This window comes from Agrobacterium tumefaciens (assembly GCA_025560025.1).
GTDB lineage: Bacteria > Pseudomonadota > Alphaproteobacteria > Rhizobiales > Rhizobiaceae > Agrobacterium.
Genome location: CP048486.1, coordinates 1,670,361 through 1,688,794 on the forward strand (window position 1 = coordinate 1,670,361; position 18,434 = coordinate 1,688,794).

Annotated in this window: 18 protein-coding genes; 13 read left to right on the plus strand and 5 right to left on the minus strand. The window is 58.7% G+C overall.

Features of this window, described 5'->3' with window-relative positions; translation table 11 throughout:
* Positions 1–8: 8 nt before the first annotated feature.
* Positions 9–989, minus strand: coding sequence for an alpha/beta hydrolase (locus FY152_21590; protein UXS34694.1), 981 nt, complete (start codon positions 987–989; stop codon positions 9–11).
* Between the two features lie 184 nt (positions 990–1,173).
* Here FY152_21590 and FY152_21595 point away from each other — a divergent pair, with 184 nt between their 5' ends.
* Positions 1,174–1,617, plus strand: coding sequence for an Rrf2 family transcriptional regulator (locus FY152_21595; protein ID UXS34695.1), 444 nt, complete (start codon positions 1,174–1,176; stop codon positions 1,615–1,617).
* Between the two features lie 82 nt (positions 1,618–1,699).
* Here FY152_21595 and FY152_21600 read toward each other — a convergent pair whose 3' ends face one another.
* Positions 1,700–2,824: a zinc-binding dehydrogenase gene (locus FY152_21600; protein ID UXS34696.1), complete on the minus strand. Its 1,125-nt coding sequence runs from the start codon at positions 2,822–2,824 to the stop codon at positions 1,700–1,702.
* A 97-nt stretch (positions 2,825–2,921) separates the two neighbouring features.
* Positions 2,922–3,845: a LysR family transcriptional regulator gene (locus FY152_21605; protein UXS34697.1), complete on the minus strand. Its 924-nt coding sequence runs from the start codon at positions 3,843–3,845 to the stop codon at positions 2,922–2,924.
* Between the two features lie 158 nt (positions 3,846–4,003).
* Here FY152_21605 and FY152_21610 point away from each other — a divergent pair, with 158 nt between their 5' ends.
* The 3 genes from FY152_21610 (at position 4,004) to FY152_21620 (ending at position 7,141) form a co-directional block, all read left to right on the plus strand.
* On the plus strand, positions 4,004–5,185 hold the full coding sequence (locus FY152_21610; GenBank protein UXS34698.1) for an MFS transporter: 1,182 nt from the start codon (positions 4,004–4,006) through the stop codon (positions 5,183–5,185).
* A gap of 65 nt (positions 5,186–5,250) precedes the next feature.
* Complete coding sequence (locus FY152_21615; GenBank protein ID UXS34699.1) at positions 5,251–6,291, plus strand: LLM class oxidoreductase; 1,041 nt, start codon at positions 5,251–5,253, stop codon at positions 6,289–6,291.
* A gap of 16 nt (positions 6,292–6,307) precedes the next feature.
* Positions 6,308–7,141, plus strand: a complete 834-nt coding sequence (locus tag FY152_21620) for an aldo/keto reductase (protein ID UXS34700.1) — start codon at positions 6,308–6,310, stop codon at positions 7,139–7,141.
* A gap of 63 nt (positions 7,142–7,204) precedes the next feature.
* Here FY152_21620 and FY152_21625 read toward each other — a convergent pair whose 3' ends face one another.
* Positions 7,205–8,356, minus strand: a complete 1,152-nt coding sequence (locus tag FY152_21625) for an FAD-dependent monooxygenase (protein ID UXS34701.1) — start codon at positions 8,354–8,356, stop codon at positions 7,205–7,207.
* A 71-nt stretch (positions 8,357–8,427) separates the two neighbouring features.
* Between FY152_21625 and FY152_21630 the strand changes: the two genes are divergently transcribed.
* Complete coding sequence (locus tag FY152_21630) at positions 8,428–8,871, plus strand: MarR family transcriptional regulator (GenBank protein UXS34702.1); 444 nt, start codon at positions 8,428–8,430, stop codon at positions 8,869–8,871.
* A 60-nt stretch (positions 8,872–8,931) separates the two neighbouring features.
* On the opposite strand, the gene FY152_21635 is transcribed toward FY152_21630, so the two are convergent.
* Positions 8,932–9,621 (minus strand): GntR family transcriptional regulator, encoded by a 690-nt coding sequence (locus FY152_21635; GenBank protein ID UXS34703.1) that lies wholly within the window; start codon positions 9,619–9,621, stop codon positions 8,932–8,934.
* A 137-nt stretch (positions 9,622–9,758) separates the two neighbouring features.
* Between FY152_21635 and FY152_21640 the strand changes: the two genes are divergently transcribed.
* From FY152_21640 to FY152_21675, 8 genes are all read left to right on the plus strand, one after another.
* Positions 9,759–11,936: a N,N-dimethylformamidase large subunit gene (locus FY152_21640; GenBank protein ID UXS34704.1), complete on the plus strand. Its 2,178-nt coding sequence runs from the start codon at positions 9,759–9,761 to the stop codon at positions 11,934–11,936.
* Positions 11,929–12,963, plus strand: coding sequence for an Ldh family oxidoreductase (locus FY152_21645; GenBank protein ID UXS34705.1), 1,035 nt, complete (start codon positions 11,929–11,931; stop codon positions 12,961–12,963). The genes FY152_21640 and FY152_21645 overlap by 8 nt, the downstream gene beginning before the upstream one ends.
* Before the next feature lie 35 nt (positions 12,964–12,998).
* A complete protein-coding gene (locus FY152_21650) occupies positions 12,999–13,427 on the plus strand; it encodes a GNAT family N-acetyltransferase (GenBank protein ID UXS34706.1) in 429 nt (142 codons plus the stop codon).
* 6 nt (positions 13,428–13,433) lie between these two features.
* Positions 13,434–14,585, plus strand: a complete 1,152-nt coding sequence (gene solA, locus FY152_21655) for an N-methyl-L-tryptophan oxidase (protein ID UXS34707.1) — start codon at positions 13,434–13,436, stop codon at positions 14,583–14,585.
* A 100-nt stretch (positions 14,586–14,685) separates the two neighbouring features.
* Positions 14,686–15,693 (plus strand): proline racemase family protein, encoded by a 1,008-nt coding sequence (locus FY152_21660; GenBank protein ID UXS34708.1) that lies wholly within the window; start codon positions 14,686–14,688, stop codon positions 15,691–15,693.
* Positions 15,690–16,610, plus strand: a complete 921-nt coding sequence (locus tag FY152_21665) for a delta(1)-pyrroline-2-carboxylate reductase family protein (GenBank protein UXS34709.1) — start codon at positions 15,690–15,692, stop codon at positions 16,608–16,610. Before FY152_21660 ends, FY152_21665 begins: the two co-directional genes overlap by 4 nt.
* A 141-nt stretch (positions 16,611–16,751) precedes the next feature.
* A complete protein-coding gene (locus FY152_21670; GenBank protein UXS34710.1) occupies positions 16,752–17,573 on the plus strand; it encodes a transporter substrate-binding domain-containing protein in 822 nt (273 codons plus the stop codon).
* Positions 17,574–17,767: 194 nt separating this feature from the next.
* The gene (locus tag FY152_21675) at positions 17,768–18,430 is read left to right on the plus strand and encodes an amino acid ABC transporter permease (GenBank protein UXS34711.1); all 663 of its coding nucleotides are present in this window, start codon (positions 17,768–17,770) and stop codon (positions 18,428–18,430) included.
* Positions 18,431–18,434 lie beyond the last annotated feature (4 nt).

Here is an 18,434-nt window from a genome sequence, read left to right on the forward strand (position 1 = left end):
CCTTCTTTCTAGATGGAGGCGACTTGATTGAGAAACGACAGGATGAGGCTTGTCACCTCACTCGGTCGCTCCTGCTGGAGCCAGTGTCCCGCGCCGGGAATGATGTGGGATCCGAGCAGATGCGGCACCAGGTCGGGCATGGAGGCGATGATCTGATCCATGCCGGGAATGGCCAGGCCGGTGTCACGTTCGCCGATGATAAACAGCGCCGGGACATTGACATGTTTACCGCTCACTGCCTGCTGCAGTTCCCAGTTGCGATCGAGGTTTCGATAATAATTCAGGCCGCCGGTAAACCCCGACGTCTTGAAATCATTGACGAGCCTGTCGAAGTCGCGGGGAGGCAGCCAGTCGGGCATGCGCGCGGGGAGGGGCAATTCTGCGAGAAGGCCCTTGTTGCGGCTGACCATGCCAAAAGGGTTTGGCGTGCCGTCGCCCGGCCGCCGTGCGCCCGCTTCTCCGCTTGCGGCGTAGATAATCTTGCTGAGCGTCTGGCTGACATCCCGGTTGAACTCCTCTTCCGCGACGCCCGCCTGCTGGAAATAGAGCGTGTAGAACAGCGATTGCCCGTCTTGCGGAAATATCCTTGAGGGCGGGAAGGGAGGCTGGTCCATCATGGGCACACTCAATGCGACGACGGCCCTGAACCTGTCGGGACGAAGGAGCGCGGCCTGCCAGGCGATGGTCGCGCCCCAGTCGTGGCCGACGATGACCGCTTCGCTTTCACCAAGGGCATCCATGAGGGCGACAAGATCGCCAACGCCGTGGAAGACCGTATATTGATCCACCTGTTCGGGAATATCTGTCCTGCCAAAGCCGCGCATGTCGGGCGCAACGGCGCGAAAACCCGCTGCAGCCAGCGACAGGATCTGGTGCCGCCAGGCATGTTTGGTTTCCGGAAATCCATGGCAGAGCAGAACCAGGGGGCCCGTTCCCTGATCAAGGATGCTCATGTCGATCGTGCGCGTCTTGATGATTGTTTCAATCATTTTCTCACCCCGGATTTTCTCAATCAGTTGCCACCGCAAGCCAGGGTTCGGAACATCCCGGGCCGAAGTGACCAGGAGAAGCCTGCGACGCAGCGCATTGCGCTTCCCTATTTGTGTAACTATAGATGTTGCGGAAAAGCGCTTGCGTCAAGATAGTGTAACAATTTTTGTTGCGGAAAGGGTCGTGATGAAAACCGACGGCAGGCTTGCCCGAATGCTGCATGTGCTTGTGCATATGGGGCTGCTTGGCGGCAGGGAAACATCAGAACGGATCGCACAGATGCTCAACACCAATCCGGTGGTCGTTCGCCGTACGCTTGGTGGGTTGCGCGACCACGGTATCGTCGCATCGGAAGGCGGCCGGGGTGGTGGCTGGAAACTGGTCAAGCCGCTGGAAGAGGTGACCGTTCTGGACGTTCAGCGCGCCTTGAATGCCGGTCTTATCCTACCTGCCCCCATATCGCATGACCATCCATCCTGCCCCGTGGAGAAAGCCTCCAACGCGATTATCGCAGCGGCCCATGCCGCGGCCGAAAATGAGCTCGTGGCGCGTTATGCCGCGACGACGCTGGCGCAGATAGCCGGGATGGCATTGCAGGAAAGCCGAAAATCGTCTCCGGCCGGGTGACTTCCGTTTAAGCCGGGCATGTCGCCGTTGTAACGACAGGTCACCACCGGCCGAAACTCAGGCCGGCGGCGGCGGGCCGGGTTTAGAATTCAATGACCTGCCGCACGGCGCTGCCATCGTGCAGCCGGTCGAAACCTTCATTAATGTCCTCGAGCCTGAGCCTTCCGCTGAGCAGGCGATTGACCGGCAATCTTCCGTCCCGGTAAAGGTCGATGAAACGCGGAATATCCCGGACGGGTACGCAAGTCCCGATGTAACTGCCCTTGAGCGTTCTTTCTTCGCCAACGAGCTGCACGACATTGACCGGCAGGGCAGCGCCGGGCGGTGGCAGGCCCGCGGTCACGGTTGTGCCGCCGCGCTTGGTCATTCTGAAAGCGTTTTCCAGCGCCCGAACCGACCCGGCCATCTCGAAGGCATAATCCGCACCGCCCGAGGTCGCGTCGCGAACCTGTTCGACAGCGTCTTCATCGCGCCCGTTCACGACGGTGGTTGCGCCAAGTTCGCTCGCAAGGGCCAGTTTTTCCGCAGAAAGGTCGACCGCGACGATCTTGCTGGCGCCCGCAGCCCGCGCACCAAGGACGGCGGCAAGGCCAACACCACCAAGCCCGATGACGACGGCAGTCGAGCCGGCCTTGACCTCAGCCGTATTCACAACGGCGCCCACGCCGGTCAGGACCGCACAGCCGAAAAGCGCAGCCTCCACGAAGGGGAGATCCCGGTCGATCTTGACCAGCGAATTGCGGGACACGACGGCATATTCGGCAAATGCCGACACGCCGAGATGATGATGGACGGCCTTGCCGCGATAGTTCAGCCTGGTTGCGCCGCCAAGCAGCGTTCCCGCTGCGTTTGCCGCCGCACCCGGCTCGCATAATGCGGGCCTGCCTTCCGCGCAGGGCAGGCAATGCCCGCAGCTCGGCATGAAGACCATCACGACATGGTCGCCGGGTTGAAGATCGCGAACACCGTCTCCCAACGCCTCGACAATGCCTGCCGCCTCATGGCCCAGCGCCATCGGCATCGGACGAGGCCTGTCGCCGTTGATGACCGAGAGGTCGGAATGACACAGACCGGCCGCACGAATGCGGACAAGGACTTCGCCGGCCCCGGGTGGCGCAAGCTCTATGTCCTCGATAACGAGCGGCTTGTTGACAGCATAAGGATGAGAGGCACCCGTTCCCTGCAATAGTGCGGCTTTGACCTGCATTATTCCCTCCTTCGTGGACTTGCTTCAGCTGCGCGGCAATGGGCCGATCCGGCATGGCAATGCTATATTTGCAGCACGGCGCCGCTCGATGATGGTTTTACGGGAGTGGCTCGGATTTTCCTCTTTCACTGAGGTGTTCCGCCAGGAAGTCGATAAACGCGCGAATGCGCGCCGCAAGATGCTCATGTCCAGCGAAGACGGCATGAATCTGTTCGAGGTCCTCGGGATTATATGCCTCGAGCAACGGAATGAGCCTGCCTGCGTCGATATCCGGCTGTACATGGAATTGCCCCACCCTGCCCAGTCCAATGCCGGCGAGGCAAAGCTGGCGCATGATCATGCCGCTATTGACCGCGGTGTTTCCCGTTACGGGAAGGCGATAAATGTCCGATGCTCCCGGGTTCCGGAACGGCCATTCGTTGAGAGTGCGGCGGAAGTTGAAGCTGAAACAATTGTGGTCGGCCAGATCCTGTGGCGTTTGCGGTGCGCCCTTTGCTTCGAGATAAACAGGGGACGCTACAATAACTCGCCGGCTTTCGAGAAGCTTGCGCGCCTTCAGGGACGAATCGTCCATGGTTCCAGATCGAATGGCTATGTCGGTTCGTTCCTCGATCAGGCCGATGATGCCGTCGGTTAGCGAGATGTCGAGCTGAACTTCGGGATAGAGTTCGAGGAAAGCCGGGATCAGTGGAAGCAGATGCCGTTCCCCAAAGCCCACGGACGCGTTGATGCGAAGCAGCCCGCGCGGGACCATTTTGCCTCCGCCAGCCACGATCTGCTCGGTCTCGGTAATATCGGCCAGGATACGCCGGGCGCGGGAGAGATACACCTCGCCTTCCGGTGTCAGTATCATCGACCGGGTCGAGCGTACCAGCAGGCGTGTTCCGAGACGATCCTCGATGCGCGTCACCAGCTTGCTGACGGCCGATGGAGACATTTTGAGCCGTCGTCCGGCGGCAGAAAAACTCTGCAATTCCGCCGCCAGGACGAAGACTTCCATTTCGCCCGTCCGGTTGTCCATCGTTTCCGCCTATGAATGAAATTCACAGGTATTTATCCAATACTCCCGATTATCATTCAAGCCCTCTCCGCTCATATTCCGTCACAGCAATCGTTCAACCAGCAACTCTGCTGTCTCAGCACCCCTCACGTGCATTGTGGGGCGGAAAGGAATTTATCATGCCCTTGGCTATATTTGCTTTGACGATCGCAGCTTACGCGATCGGAACCACGGAGTTCGTCATTGTCGGCCTGTTGCCGACCGTCGCAAACGATCTTCACATCACCCTGCCGCTTGCCGGTCTTATCGTCAGTGTCTATGCGCTTGGCGTTACGTTCGGCGCGCCGATCCTGACCGCGCTTACCGGCAAAATAGAACGGAAGCCGCTGCTGCTCGGCCTCATGGCCCTGTTCATCGTCGGTAACACTGCCGCGGCGCTGTCACCGAGCTACGAGATTCTGCTCATTGCCCGCGTGATTGCCGCTTTCGCTCATGGCGTGTTCTTCTCCGTTGGCGCGACGATCGCTGCCGATCTCGTGCCCGAAAACCGCCGTGGCTCGGCGATTGCCATGATGTTCATGGGATTGACCGTCGCCATCGTCTCCGGCGTTCCTATCGGTACCTATATCGGTCAGGTCTTTGGCTGGCGTGCAACCTTCTGGGCCGTTGGCGCTCTCGGTGTCGTTGCCTTTGTCGCCATTGCCGCCCTTCTGCCGAACACGCTCAAGAAGGCGCCGCCGGCAAGCATTCTTGATCAGGTCCGCGTGCTCGGTTCCGGTCGCCTGCTCATCGTCTTCGCCATGACCGCGCTCGGTTACGGCGGCACCTTCGTCGCCTTCACCTTCCTTGCGCCGATCCTGCAGGACGTCACCGGCTTCTCCGAATCCAGCGTCAGCCTGATCCTCGTGCTCTACGGCATCGCCATCGCTGCCGGTAACATCGGTGGCGGCAAGATTGCCAACAGCAATCCCGTCAAGGCATTGATCGGTCTCTTCCTGGCACAGGCCATCGTATTGCTGGTGTTTTCGTTCACCGCCGTCTCGCCGGTCCTGACCCTGATCACGCTGGTGGCGCTTGGCTTCCTGTCCTTCGCCAATGTCCCGGGCCTGCAGCTCTACGTCGTGCAGCTGGCCAAGGAACACCGCCCCGGCGCCGTTGATGTTGCATCCGCACTCAACATCGCCGCCTTCAACCTCGGCATCGCCATTGGCGCCTGGCTGGGTGGTGTGGTGGTGGAATCGCCGATGGGTCTTGCTGCAACCCCATGGGTCGGCGCCATCCTCGTTGCCGTCGCCCTGCTTCTCACGCTCTGGAGCAGCGCGCTCGACCGCCGCGCCGCCGTGTCCCTGAAGACTGCATAACCGCCGACAGGCCCGGTACATGAAGGGCCGGGCCTGTCTGCTCAAACTCATTCCGGAGAATTCTCATGTCCTCGGCATTGAAATCCACGACATCCAAAGTCCAATCGGGTGCGCTCGATCTTATCCGCAAGCCCCAGGGCGGCCTCACGCTTGGCATTGAGCTTCCGCTCGACAACGACTGGGCGCCAGCGCGCGAAGCTGAACGTGTCGCGCAAGGCCGTCCCTTCGGTGTACCGGATCTCACACACTATCCCGATCTCGTCCGCCAGGTCGATCGTTCCGGTTTCGCCGCCGTCTGGACGCGCGACGTTCCGGTCTTCGATCCCAATAATTTTGGCGATGCGGGCTCGGTCTACGATCCCTTCGTCAATCTCGGTTTCCTTGCCGGCATCACAAAGAATGTGGCGCTCGGCACCGCGGCGATCGTGCTGCCGCTGCGTCATCCAATGATGGTGGCGAAGGCTGCGGCTTCCGTCGATCAGCTGTCCGGCGGCCGTCTCATTCTCGGCGTCGCCTCCGGCGACCGTCCGGTCGAATATCCGCTGCTTGGCCTTGATTTCGAACAGCGCGGTGAAGCCTTCCGGGACGCGGTCGGTTATCTGCGCGATGCCTGGAAGACCGAAGGCCTGCCGCTTGGCGACGGGCGCATCGAAGCCAGCCTCGACCTGCTGCCAAAGCCAATGCGGGCGCAGGTGCCGATGGTTATTGCCGGGCAAGGCCGGCAGTCGCCAGACTGGATCGCCGCCAACATGGAAGGCCGCTTCGTTTATCCGAACGGGCTTGAGCGGCTCACCTCCCAGGCAAGAGGCTGGGCCGCCGCGCGCACCGCTCTCGGGCTGGATCGTGGTGTCTTCATAAGCGCTTTCCATCTCGATCTGGCCGACGATCCGGATGAACAGCCGACACCGCGCCGCTTTGGCGCGCGCGTCGGACGCAATGCCTTCATCGACCATCTGCATGCCCTCGAAAACGCCGGGGTCGATCATCTCGCGCTTCTGCTGCGGCCATCGCGACGGCCCCTCAGCGAAGTGATCGATGAATTGTCGCACGATGTTCTGCCTGTAATCGGCAATATCTCTCCCGCCGTCAGAAATGCCGCGGAATAACCAAGGAGAAAGACCAATGCATACTGTAACCGCCAACGGCTCCACCATTCCCGCTCTCGGCTTTGGCACCTTCCGTATCCCCGGCCCGGATGTTCTGCGGATCGTCCCGCACGCCCTGAAGCTCGGCTTTCGCCATGTGGATACCGCGCAGATCTATGGCAACGAGGCGGAAGTCGGCGAGGCGATCGCCGGTTCCGGCGTGGCCCGCGGTGACATATTCCTGACCACAAAAGTCTGGGTCGATAACTACAGGCATGATGCCTTCGTCGCTTCCGTTGAGGAAAGCCTGAAGAAGCTGAAGACCGACTATATCGATCTGCTGCTGCTACACTGGCCGAATGAAGCGGTTTCGCTCGCCGAGCAGATCGATGCGCTGAACGAGGTCAAGCAGGCCGGCAAGGTTCGCCATATCGGTGTTTCGAACTTCAATACGGCGCTGATGGCCGAAGCGGTCAGTCTTTCCAAGGCGCCGATTGTTACCAACCAGATCGAGTACCATCCCTATATCGATCAGACGGTGGTGATCGAGGCTGCCAGGAAGGCGGGCATGGCCGTGACCGGCTATTACGGCATGGCCGATGGCAAGGTATTTACCGATCCGGTCCTGAAGGAGATTGCCGCAAGCCACGGCAAGTCGGTGGCGCAGGTGGTTCTGCGCTGGCTGGTGCAGCAGGATGGTATCATCGCCCTGTCGAAGACCGTCGGTGAGGCACGTGCCGCCGAGAACCTGGCCATCTTCGACTTTGCCCTTTCAGCTGATGAAATGGCTGCCATGCATGGCCTTTCCAGCCCTGCTGGCCGGATCGTCTCGCCCGATGGCCTCGCTCCCCTGTGGGACAAGGCTGCCTGAGACGCAAAGGGGAGGGGTGCAAACCCCTCCCGAGGCTGCACGACAAAACCAGGAATGGATTTCTTACGCCCGCCGGCTGTTCATGTGCTCCACTATGCCGGCGGGCGCGTCTTGCGAAAACATATCTGCAAAGCCCGAGGCGGCATCTTCGGCAATGCTGGCCGCGCGGTTCTGCATCATCGTTTCAAATCGCTCGACGGCCAGAGGCCAATCGGATGCCGAAACCAGAGCCTCGGCCAGATCGGCCGCATCGAGCATGGCAAGATTTACGCCGACGCCGACGGGCGGCATAACGTGAGCGGCATCACCAACAAGCGTAAGACCTGGCCGGTGCGCCCAGCGCAAGCCAGCGGGAAGCGCGATGATCGGGCGGATCGCCGTTATGGCGTCGGCGTTTAAAATCATCTTCAGAAGCTTCTCAGACCAGCCGGAGAACCGCTTCAGGAGCTCGTTTCGGGTGATGCCGGCCAGCGCCATATCCGGTCGCTTGCCTTCTGCGGGGGCGACTGGGATAGCGGCATAGACCCGAACATGCCCATTGCCGTTTCGCTGGGCAATCAGGCCCATTTCTGCATGCAGGGCAAATATGCTGCCGCGGCCGATCATCCCTGCGATGGATGGATGACGTTCATCGATTGCATCAATCCGCAGTTCAACAAAAGTGGTGCCGGTGTAAACGGGCTGCACATCGGTCAGGGCCGGACGTACACGGGACCAGGCGCCATCTGCGCCGATAACGAGGTCGAAACATTCGGTTCTGCCGTTCTCAAAATGGAGAGAATGTTTGCCATCTGAATGGCTTGTTACCGTCTTCAGCCGGTGATCCCATTGCACGGTTTCATGTGCAATCGAGGAAAGGAGAAGTTCGCGCAGGGCGTGACGATCAATCTCCGGCCTTTGGCCTTCGCCCGGAGCTGGCAGATCTTCCGCAAGAATTGTCGCCGACCGATAATCGAGCACACGGGTCTCTTGATCTTCGTGGCGGGCGATGCGGTTAAAGCAGGGTAGGAGGCCCGTCTTTTCAAGCGCGAGCTGACCCGTATCGGCGTGCAAATCCAATGTGCCACCCTGATCACGTGCCTGTGCCGAGGTGTCCGCTTCAAAAACGACGGTTTTCCAATTGTGCCTTTGAAGGATCGATGCTGCCGTGAGCCCTGCCGGACCTGCGCCGACAATGGCGACGATAGGATGTTGTAACATGGGAGACTCTCGCATAATAAAGATAGGTTCCTATGTTATTTATATAGGTACCTATTTAAATGCAAGCCCCGGGGATGGCTCAAGCAATGAATGAAGAAGCCGAATGGCGACCACAGGAAATGCCGGCGCTGATTATCGGGCGGATTGCACGGATGCTGGCAAGACTTGACGACGAGGGACTTCGGGAAATCGGCATCAGTGTCGCCCAGCTTCCCGTTCTGGTCGCCCTGAAGAACGGCGAAATGCGAACCCAGAAGGAACTGGCCGTCATTGCGGGGGTGGAGCAACCCAGCATGGCGCAGCTTCTGGCCAGAATGGAGCGGGATGGGTTGATCCGGCGTAGCCAGGATCCCAACGACAAACGCAGCAGCCTGATATGCCTGGAGCCGGAGGCGTATCGCAGGCTGGAACCGGGACGCGATGTCCTGCGTGGCACCAATGAACGTGCACTCGCCGGACTTGCGCCCGACGAGGTCCGAACGCTGACGGAGATGCTCCATCGAATTCACGCGAACTTGGCAGGTTGCTGACGGTGGTTGTTCCGATCAAAGGACGCTGCGCAACCTCCGGCCGATGCCAATAAAACGCGACTAGCTGGCCGCCTTGGCGCCCCTTACTTTCGGGAGATTGCTCAAGAGGGACTCACAGGCTTTTGTGATGTGGGTGACAAGCAGATCGGTCGCGAGATTAACGTCTCGCTGCCGGCACGCGGCCAGGATCTGGCGATGTTCCCGGTCATCGACGCCGGTGCCGCCTGATAGTGTCAGCTGAATGCGAAGATACCGTTCGATCCGGTCGTTCACCGACCGTATTAGATTGAGCAGGAATGGTTTGTTGGCATCCTCGTAAAGGCAGGAGTGAAACTGCCAATTGAGTTCCGCCCATCGCGCCACGTCGGTCTCGCGTGCGAATTCATTGCAATAATCTTCCGCGCGCTGGAAGGTGTGCTCGGTCATTCTCGGGATCGAGAGTTTCAGGGCGTTGGCTTCCAGCATGGCCCTCACTTCAAAAATTTCAGCGATCTCTGGTTCGGTAATGCTTGTTACCACCGCGCCACGGTTGCGTTGGAATTCCACAAGGCCTTCTGCTTCCAGGCGCTTCAAAGCTTCGCGGACCGGGATTTTGCTGACGCCAAAAAGCTTTGCGATGTCATCCTGACGGATCGGTTCGTCTTCGTCGAGGACGCCCGTTATGATCGCCTCTCGTATGTGTTTTGCGATAATATCCGACGTCGGCGGGGTGTTGCCAAGAGAGGGTAGGTTTTGAGCTTTTAGCGGCATTTTTACTCCATGGTCAGAACCCGACGCGCAGCGGCAAGATCAAATAACGTAGCTTATATACGATCGGTACTTGCCTGTCCTGCCTCATTATCGTATACGATATCTTATGAGGAAGAGGCAAGACGGATTCCCGAGCCATGCGCGAGCAAAAAATCCCGAACTTGATCGGTTACGTTACGCCACTGAGCGCTGCGCCGGGCGGGGCTTTGGAATTCAAGATTTCTTCGCGTGGCAATCGAGACGTCAGCGCACGGGCAATTCGCATAATTTGCTGCGATCCCAATCCGCAAGGACCAGGCGTTAAAGTGGCTACGGCAAATTTCGGTCTCGCTGCAGAATATACCGCCGTTGAGCAGCCGGCCTATCTCGGTTCCTGTGCGTTCGGTCCCGTTCCCATTTTGGGTGACCGCTCCGCAATCAAGGTCGATCTGACGGTGATGCCCACCTTGTCATCCGAGGCTGCTCAGACGCTTTTCGCGCTGCAGAATATCGATGCGACCCTGGGATTGGCGATTGTCACCCGTGACGACAGATTGTTTCTCCAGCAACTTGATACGAATGCCTGCCATGACACAGGCATCGAGCTCTCGGGAAACTGCTGGTCGCGGATCGAGGTAATCCTTGGTTTGGAGGGTTTCTCGGTGACTGTCCGGCAGCATTTGCCGATGAAGCAGGAGAAGACAAAAAGCGCGAACTTCCCGCACCTGACGCGCCGCGTACTTGTGGAAATCGATCATATTTGTTTCGCCGCCGTCTGGCGGGGGCATCCTGAACAGACCTTCAACGGCTCCATCGAAAATCCATCCCTGAGTTCAACGCGTTCGGAACCAGTCCCGGTAGCGACGTGGGAGGTTATCGCCGAGTGGAATTTCGGCGGGGATGCGCGCGATATCTGGATAGAGGACGAAAAGGACCGTGCGAGACGGTTATACTTGATCAACATGCCGATGCGCGCGGTCAGATCGTCTGCCTGGTCCGGCCGACATCAGGATTGGAAGCAGGTGCCACCGGAATATGCGGCGATCAGATTTCATTCTGACGATCTTAGTGATTGCGGCTGGGAAACGACTATCCGGATCGATGTGCCAGAGGATATGCGCTCCGGCGTATATGGGCTTGAGGTCGACAATGGCGTCGGAAAGGACACGATCCCATTCTATGTCATTCCGGGAGAAAGAACGAAACGCCGGCGGATCGTGTTTCTGGCTCCGACATTCACCTATATGGCCTATGCCAATTTCGCCCGTGGCAACTTTGCGGGCGAACTTGCCGACAGGGTTGGCGCGTGGAACGCATATCCGCACAATCCAGACGAAGTCGGTGCTTACGGCTATTCCACCTACAGTCGCCATCCCGACGGCTCGGGCATAAACCTGTCGTCACGGCTGCGCCCGATCCTGACGATGCGCCCGGAATACCTTATCTATTTCGATCCGATGGGATCAGGAATGCGGCATTTCCCGGCGGATTCACATCTCACCGACTGGCTCGAGACTAAGGGATTCGAGTTTGACGTCATCACGGACGAGGATCTTGACCGGGATGGCGTTACCGCCCTGTCGCCTTATGACGTGGTTCTGACGGGAACGCATCCCGAATACCACACCCGACGCACGATGGAGGCGCTGATCGCCTACCGGGAAGCCGGCGGAAACCTGATGTATCTCGGCGGTAACGGTTTTTATTGGAAGATCGGCCGTAACGACGACATGCCCCATATGATCGAGGTGCGCCGCGCCGAAGGGGGCATGCGAGTATGGGCGAGCCAGCCCGGCGAATATTACCATCAGCTCGATGGAGAATATGGCGGCCTCTGGCGTCGCAACGGAATTCCGCCTCAGACCGTCGCCGGCGTCGGCTTTACGGCCGAAGGGGCATTCGAGGGCTCGTATTATGTCCGCACAGATGCCTCCTATGAAGAGGAATTGGCATTTCTCTTTGAAGGCATAGCCGCCAATGAACGCATCGGCGATTTCGGATTGTCCGGAGGAGGTGCTGCCGGTTTCGAGATTGATCAGGCGGCCATCGATCTCGGTACGCCGGAATATGCATCGGTCATTGCCTTCTCTGAAGGTCACGGTCCGTCTTTCCACACGACATTCGAAGAGCTTCTTCTGCCTGGCGTGTTTGATGGCAAGCCGCGTCCGCATGGCGGCATAAGCGCCAACATCGTCTATGGCAAATCCGAAACGGGCGGAGGTCTCTTTGCTGTCGGGTCAATCACCTTTTGCGGGAGCCTGTCGCACAATAATTACGACAACAATGTTTCGCGGCTCCTGGAAAATTGCCTGAGGAGGTTCCTGGGCGATGGTTGAAAAGAGCGATGCGCGGGACGAGCTTATCGGTTTTCGTGAACTGAAAACGCTTCTTGAGACGATTTTCGTCAACGCCGGCACCGCCGGGGACACAGCCGGGATTCTTGCGGAAAACTGTGCGGGATGCGAGAGGGACGGTGCCCTCAGTCACGGTATTTTCCGCATGCCCGGCTATGTCGGCTCCCTCAGGTCAGGTTGGGTGGATGGGCTGGCGGTGCCTGATGTCACGGATCTTGGGCCGTCCTTCATTCGGGTCGACGCGCGTAACGGTTTTGCACAGCGGGCGCTTTCTGCCGCGCATCCACTTATCAAAGCTGCTGTCGAGAAAACGGGCGTCGCCATTGTCGCGATCCGCAACTCCCATCATTTCAGCGCATTGTGGCCGGACATCGAACCTTTCGCGCTTTCCGGCCATATGGCGATAACCGCGGTAAACGGACTTGCGAACGTTGTTCCCCATGGCGGCCGACAGGCGGTTTACGGGACCAATCCTATCGCCTTCGCCGTGCCGGTGGAGAATGCCGCGCCATTGATCGTCGACCAGGCCACCAGCGTGATGGCGAATGGCGAGGTGCGCCTGCACGCACTCGCCGGCAAATCAGTTCCTGATGGAACCGGCGTCGACCGCGACGGCAATCCCACCATGGATCCGCACATGATCCTGTCCGGCGGAGCGTTGAACACCTTCGGCGGCTACAAAGGCTCCTCAATTGCCCTGTTCGTCGAAATTCTCGCTGGCGCCATTACCGGTGGGCAATTCTCCTTTGAAAACGACTTTGCCGGTTTCGCTGGCGCGGAAACCCCGAAGGCGGGGCAGTTCCTCATGGTGATCGATCCGAATTGGGGCGGGCCTACAGGCTTCGCGTCTCGTCTGCAGCATCTATGTGGTCGGTTGACCGCTGCCGGACAGGATCGACTGCCGGGCGCACGACGATTTGCAAACCGCGCGGCAGCGGAGAAATGGGGCATCCCCATATCGCCGGGCGCGCTGAGCCGGCTTCGAACGCTGGCGGGCGAAAAAACGTAAAACCCGACAAACAGACTTGAACAGGAGGCCTCGACATGGCGCCCGACAAAAACAGACTTGAGTTTCGACGAGACCTCACTCCCGAGCAGGTCGACCAGCTGGTGGAACTGTTTCAGCAGGAGTGGTGGACCAAGGGGCGCGAAAAAGCCGATGTCGAAAGGCTGATGGCGAATGCGGGTCCCATCTTCGCCTTCATCGATCCCCTGAACGGCGAACTGGTCGCCTTCGCACGCGCCATGACGGACGGCGTCTACAAGGCGATGATCTTTGACATCATCGTCAAGGAGACGTGGCGAAACACCGGGCTCGGTCGACTGCTGATGGATAAGGTCCTGACTGACCCCGTGCTCGTGCGGGTCAAACATCGCGAACTCTATTGCCTGGAGGAGATGCTGCCCTTCTACGAGAAATGGGGCTTCACCGCCAATTTGCCCGGACTTTTCTTCATGCGCCAATCGTCCTGAGCGCCCATGACCAGTTCTCAAACCATTCTCGATGTCGATTACGCCGTGATTGGTCTTGGCGTCATGGGTGCTTCAGCACTTTACTCCCTGTCTCAGACGGGTGGGAAAGTCGTTGGTATCGATGCCTATAGTCCCCCGCATCCCCATGGGGCCAGTCACGGCGGCTACAAGGTCACTAGAGAAGCTGTTGCCGAAGGCTCCGCCTATCTTCACTTCGTCCAGCGTTCGAATGCGCTCCTGCGCGCGTTCGAGCGTCGGTTTGACATTAGCCTTATGCAGAACACGGGGACGCTGATCATTGGATCTGGCGCGGCGGGCAGTTCCGGCAGTTTTCTGCAGGATACCGTTAAGATCGCCGAGGAGAATGGCATTGTCCATCAAGTCCTGTCTTCCGGGGACTTGATGTTGCGTTATCCTCAGCTCATCGGCCTGACGGACATGGACGTGGGTTATTTCGAACCCGCTGCCGGCTTCATTCGCCCAGAACCATTGTTGAACCTGCAGATCGCCCTTGCCAAACAGGCTGGCGCTGAGGTTTTGCCGAATACCGTCGTCAAACGGATCGTGCCAATCACGGGCGGTGTGGAAATAGAGGCCGAGGGCGTGGTGATCCGAGCCCGGCAGGCGGTTGTCGCCATGGGCCGCTGGATGGGCGGGGTTCTTGGCCGGCAGTTTGCCACTTTATTGTCCGTCAGCCAGCAAAGGACATTTACATTCAAAGCGCGTGATGCGGCTGCCTATCAGCCAGGCAGGTTCCCGACCCTGATGTGGTTTCGCGAAGGTGTTGATAACGCCTGTGCGACGGTCTTTCCGCTCGAAGGGGCGGCTGATGGGGTCAAGTTTTTTGTAGCAGATACCGAGACCGCTCCGCCTGCCGGCATGTCTGGCGATCAATTCTTCCGGCACCACGTCGAGCCGTTCTTCGGAGGTATTTCCTCGGAACTAAAGGCTTCGGAAACATGCTTCTACACATCAACGCCGGATCACGGGTTCTTGCTCGATTGGCATCCGGATATTCCGGGGCTATTCCTGGTGTCGGCATGTTCGGGGCATGGTTTCAAGCATGCTTTAGGAGTGGGCGAAGCTGTTGCCGCGCAGCTCATGGGGCATTCCTCACCCGATCTCTCTGCCTTCAGCCTCGCGCGATTTTCCGCTTAACCTGCCGAGGAATCTATCTTGACAGTTAAAGTAGATCGTATACGATATCGTAAATACTAAAAATCTGATGGCGAGATAGTCGTCAACGAAAGGGAGAAGCATGAAATACGATCGGTTCCTAACGACAGTCGAGCTGCATACTTGCGGCGAAACCTTTCGTCTGGTCACGCAGGGTCTGCCGAAGATTCCCGGAGAGACGATTGTCGAGCGCATCACCTGGCTCCAGGAAAATGCGGATCACTATCGCCGTGCCGTGCTGCTGGAACCCCGCGGTCATAAGGATCTCTACGGGGGATATCTGACGGAACCGGTAAGCCCGGAAGCGGACTTCGGCGTGATCTTCCTTAACAACATGGGTTATAGCCCCCATTGCGGCCACGGCGTTATTGCTCTTGCGACCGCAGCCGTGGAGCTTGGCTGGATCGAGCGACAGGTGCCGGAAACGAAGGTGGGCATCGATGCTCCCTGCGGGTTTATCGAGGCCTATGTTCAGTGGGACGGCGAGCATACGGGTGCGGTGCGTTTCGTGAATGTGCCGTCCTTCATTTTCAGCCGCGACGTCACCGTTCATACGCCGACTTTCGGCGAGGTGACCGGTGACGTGGCTTATGGCGGCGCAACCTATTTTTATGTTGATGGCCGTAAGCACGGCGTTGAAATCCGCGAATACGATGCGCAGCGCGTCATGCAGCTCGGCTACGAGATCAAGGCCGCCGTCAATGCCAAGATGCCGTTCGTGCATCCGGAGATTCCGGAGTTCAACAACGTCTATGGCGTTATGGTCTATGGCGATCCCCGCCACGAAGGCTCTAGCCAGGCCAATTGCTGCGTCTATGCCGATCGCGCCGTTGATCGTTCGCCGACTGGCTCGGGAACCGCCGGTCGCGTTGCGCAGCTCTATCTTCGGGGCGAAATGACCGCCGAGGATACGCTGATCAATGAATCGATCATCGGTACGATCTTCAAGGGGCGGGTACTCTCCAAGGCAAAGGTTGGAAGTTTCGATGCGGTCATCCCGGAAGTGGAAGGCACCGCATCCATTTGCGGCTTCGCCAATTGGGTGATCGATGAAGCCGATCCGCTCAAGTACGGTTTTCTGGTGGCATGACGATGGTTAAGCACTTCAACGCAACATCGACCGAGGCCCTGCTGCCTTTCGCTCTGCTGGTAGCGGAACTGGAAAAAACGGTTGCGGAATATGCGGACGGAAAGATCGTCAGCCCGGAACGGCTGGTGGTTCCCCTGGCGGCCGGCGGCGTCATGCTTTCCATGCCTGCGAGCGCTCAGGACATTGCAAGCCACAAACTGGTCAATGTCTGCCCGTCGAATGCTTCGCGTGATCTCGCGACGATCAACGGGGAAGTCGTCGCCTATGATGCTCTCACAGGGGTTTCCCTGTTTGCGCTCGATGGTCCGACCGTCACTGGGCGGCGAACAGCGGCGGTGACCCTTCTGGCGATCAGCCGGCTGCGGAAAGAACCCCCGAAGGTTGTTGCGATCATCGGCACTGGCAAACAGGCCTCCACGCATGCACAGGCGCTTTCGTCTTTCTTTCCCGGGGTAGATCTGGTCGTCGCCGGCATTTCCCGGGAGGAAGAAGAGCAGTTTTGTGCACGGCATGTCGACTGCGCCGTCAGGCCATTTGTGGATCGTGACTGGTCCCGCGTCGACGTGGTCGTGACATTAACCACCAGTAAGACGCCTGTTTACACGGAATCCGCGTCGCAGGAGCGACTTGTCATAGGGGTAGGGGCCTTCACGCCGGATGCCGCGGAAGTTGGGAGCGAGACCGTGTTGGCGAGCACCCTCATTGTCGATGATCCTGCCGGAGCGCGGCACGAGGCGGGCGATCTCATCCAGGCCAATGTCGACTGGTCCGCTGTGATTTCGCTCAGCAGCGTGCTGAAGGGAACGGCAGATGTCTCCTCAGGCCCGGTCTTCTTCAAAAGTGTGGGCTGCGCCGCCTGGGATCTGGCGGCTTGCCGCGTGGCCAGGGAGATGGTCGTACAAATGACCACAGACTGACGGCAATATTGACTAAAATTGACTATCGTATACGATATTTAGCGTAAGCTCACGGGTCACCTCGTCAGGTCAAATGAGCGCTTCAAATAGTATACGATAGTCGATATTCCAACGTTAACCTATAAAAAGAGAGGAACTGACATGAAAAAATTTATCCCCCTTATGGCGCTCGCTGCTGTCGCGATGTCTGGTGCGGCCGCGCAGGCTGACCAGCTCGATGATATCATCAGCGCCGGTAAACTTCGCTGCGCCGTGCAACTCGACTTCCCGCCGAACGGATCGCGTGATGCGAACAACAATCCGATCGGTTTCGACGTCGATTATTGCAAGGATCTTGGCGCGGCACTGGGTGTTGATGTTGAAATCGTTGATACGCCTGAAAACGACCGTATCCCGGCGATCCTGTCGGGTCGCGCGGATGTCGCCGTCGCCGTCGCTTCCGATACATTGGAACGCGCCAAGACTGTAGGCTTCTCAATCCCCTATTTTGTGTTCGAGACGATCGTGCTGGCGCGCGAGGATTCGGGCATCAAGGCGCCGGACGACATCAAGGGGCATACGGTCGGAGGGCCCGCAGGTGCTTATGAAACACTTGCTCTTGCCAAGGAGGTCGAGAAGAAGAGCGATACCGGCGCAAAGATGCTGACGTTCCAGACCCAGTCGGACACGTTCCTGGCACTCGGTCAGAAGCGCATCGATGCGACTTATACGACCTCGACGATTGCAGCGGCCATCATCGAATCCGGTAAATACCCTGGCCTCAAGGTCGTCGGTCCCGCACCCGTTGACGCCGACTATTGCGCGCTAATTGTCAAGCGCCAGGAACAGGGCTGGCTCAACTACGTGAACCTGTTCCTGAACCGTCAGGTGCGTTCCGGCCGCTACGCAGAGCTTTACAAGAAATGGATTGGTGAAGACGTCGGTGCGGCGCCTGACCTGACCGTGCCCGGCGTCTATCGCTAAGCGGCTCTCCTGTCATCAATGGCGCTTGATCGGGATTGACGAGCGCCATTCAAGAGCCCGGAGCCGCCTCGGCAGATGCTGCTATCGCCAACGAATGGACGCGGTAGCCGCTGCCCCCGAGACTTTCCGTGCTCGTAGATTCCTTCTTGTACGCATGGCTGCGCCGCGTGCGTTGACAGAGAATGAGGTCACAAATGGACTATCAATTTCAATGGAGACCTGTGCTGCGGGCTCTTCCGGAGATGCTGTGGGGCGCTTTGGAAACGATTGAGATCGCGGGCCTGGCCATGATGCTTGGAACGATCCTTGCTATTTTCCTGGCACTCGCCAAACGCTCCGGAAAAAAATACCTGTCCCTGCCTGCGGATATGTGGATCGAGACCGCCAGAAACACTCCAGCGCTCTTCCAGATCTACATGCTCTATTTTGGCCTGGGGTCGCTCGGTCTGCAGGTCGGTTCCTATGCCGCGCTGCTTTTCGGCATCACCTTCAACAATGCTGGCTATCTTGCCGAGACGTTTCGTGGCGGCTTTGCAGCCGTTCCGGAAACGCAGACGCGGGCGGCGCGCTCGCTTGGCCTGGGCGCGGTGCAGACGCAGTGGCATATCGTGATCCCGCAGATGCTGCGCGCCGTCTTCCACGCCATGACAAACCAGATGGTGTGGTCCGTTCTGATGAGTTCCCTTGGGGTTATCGTCGGCCTGACAACTGACCTCACCGGCGTCACCCAGGAACTCAACGTCGTGACCTATAGAACCTTTGAGTATTTCTTCGTCGCGGCATGCCTCTACTACGTCATTTCCAAGGCCTTCACGTTGTCATCGCGCATCGTGGCCTGGCGCCTGTTTCGATACTAGGAGG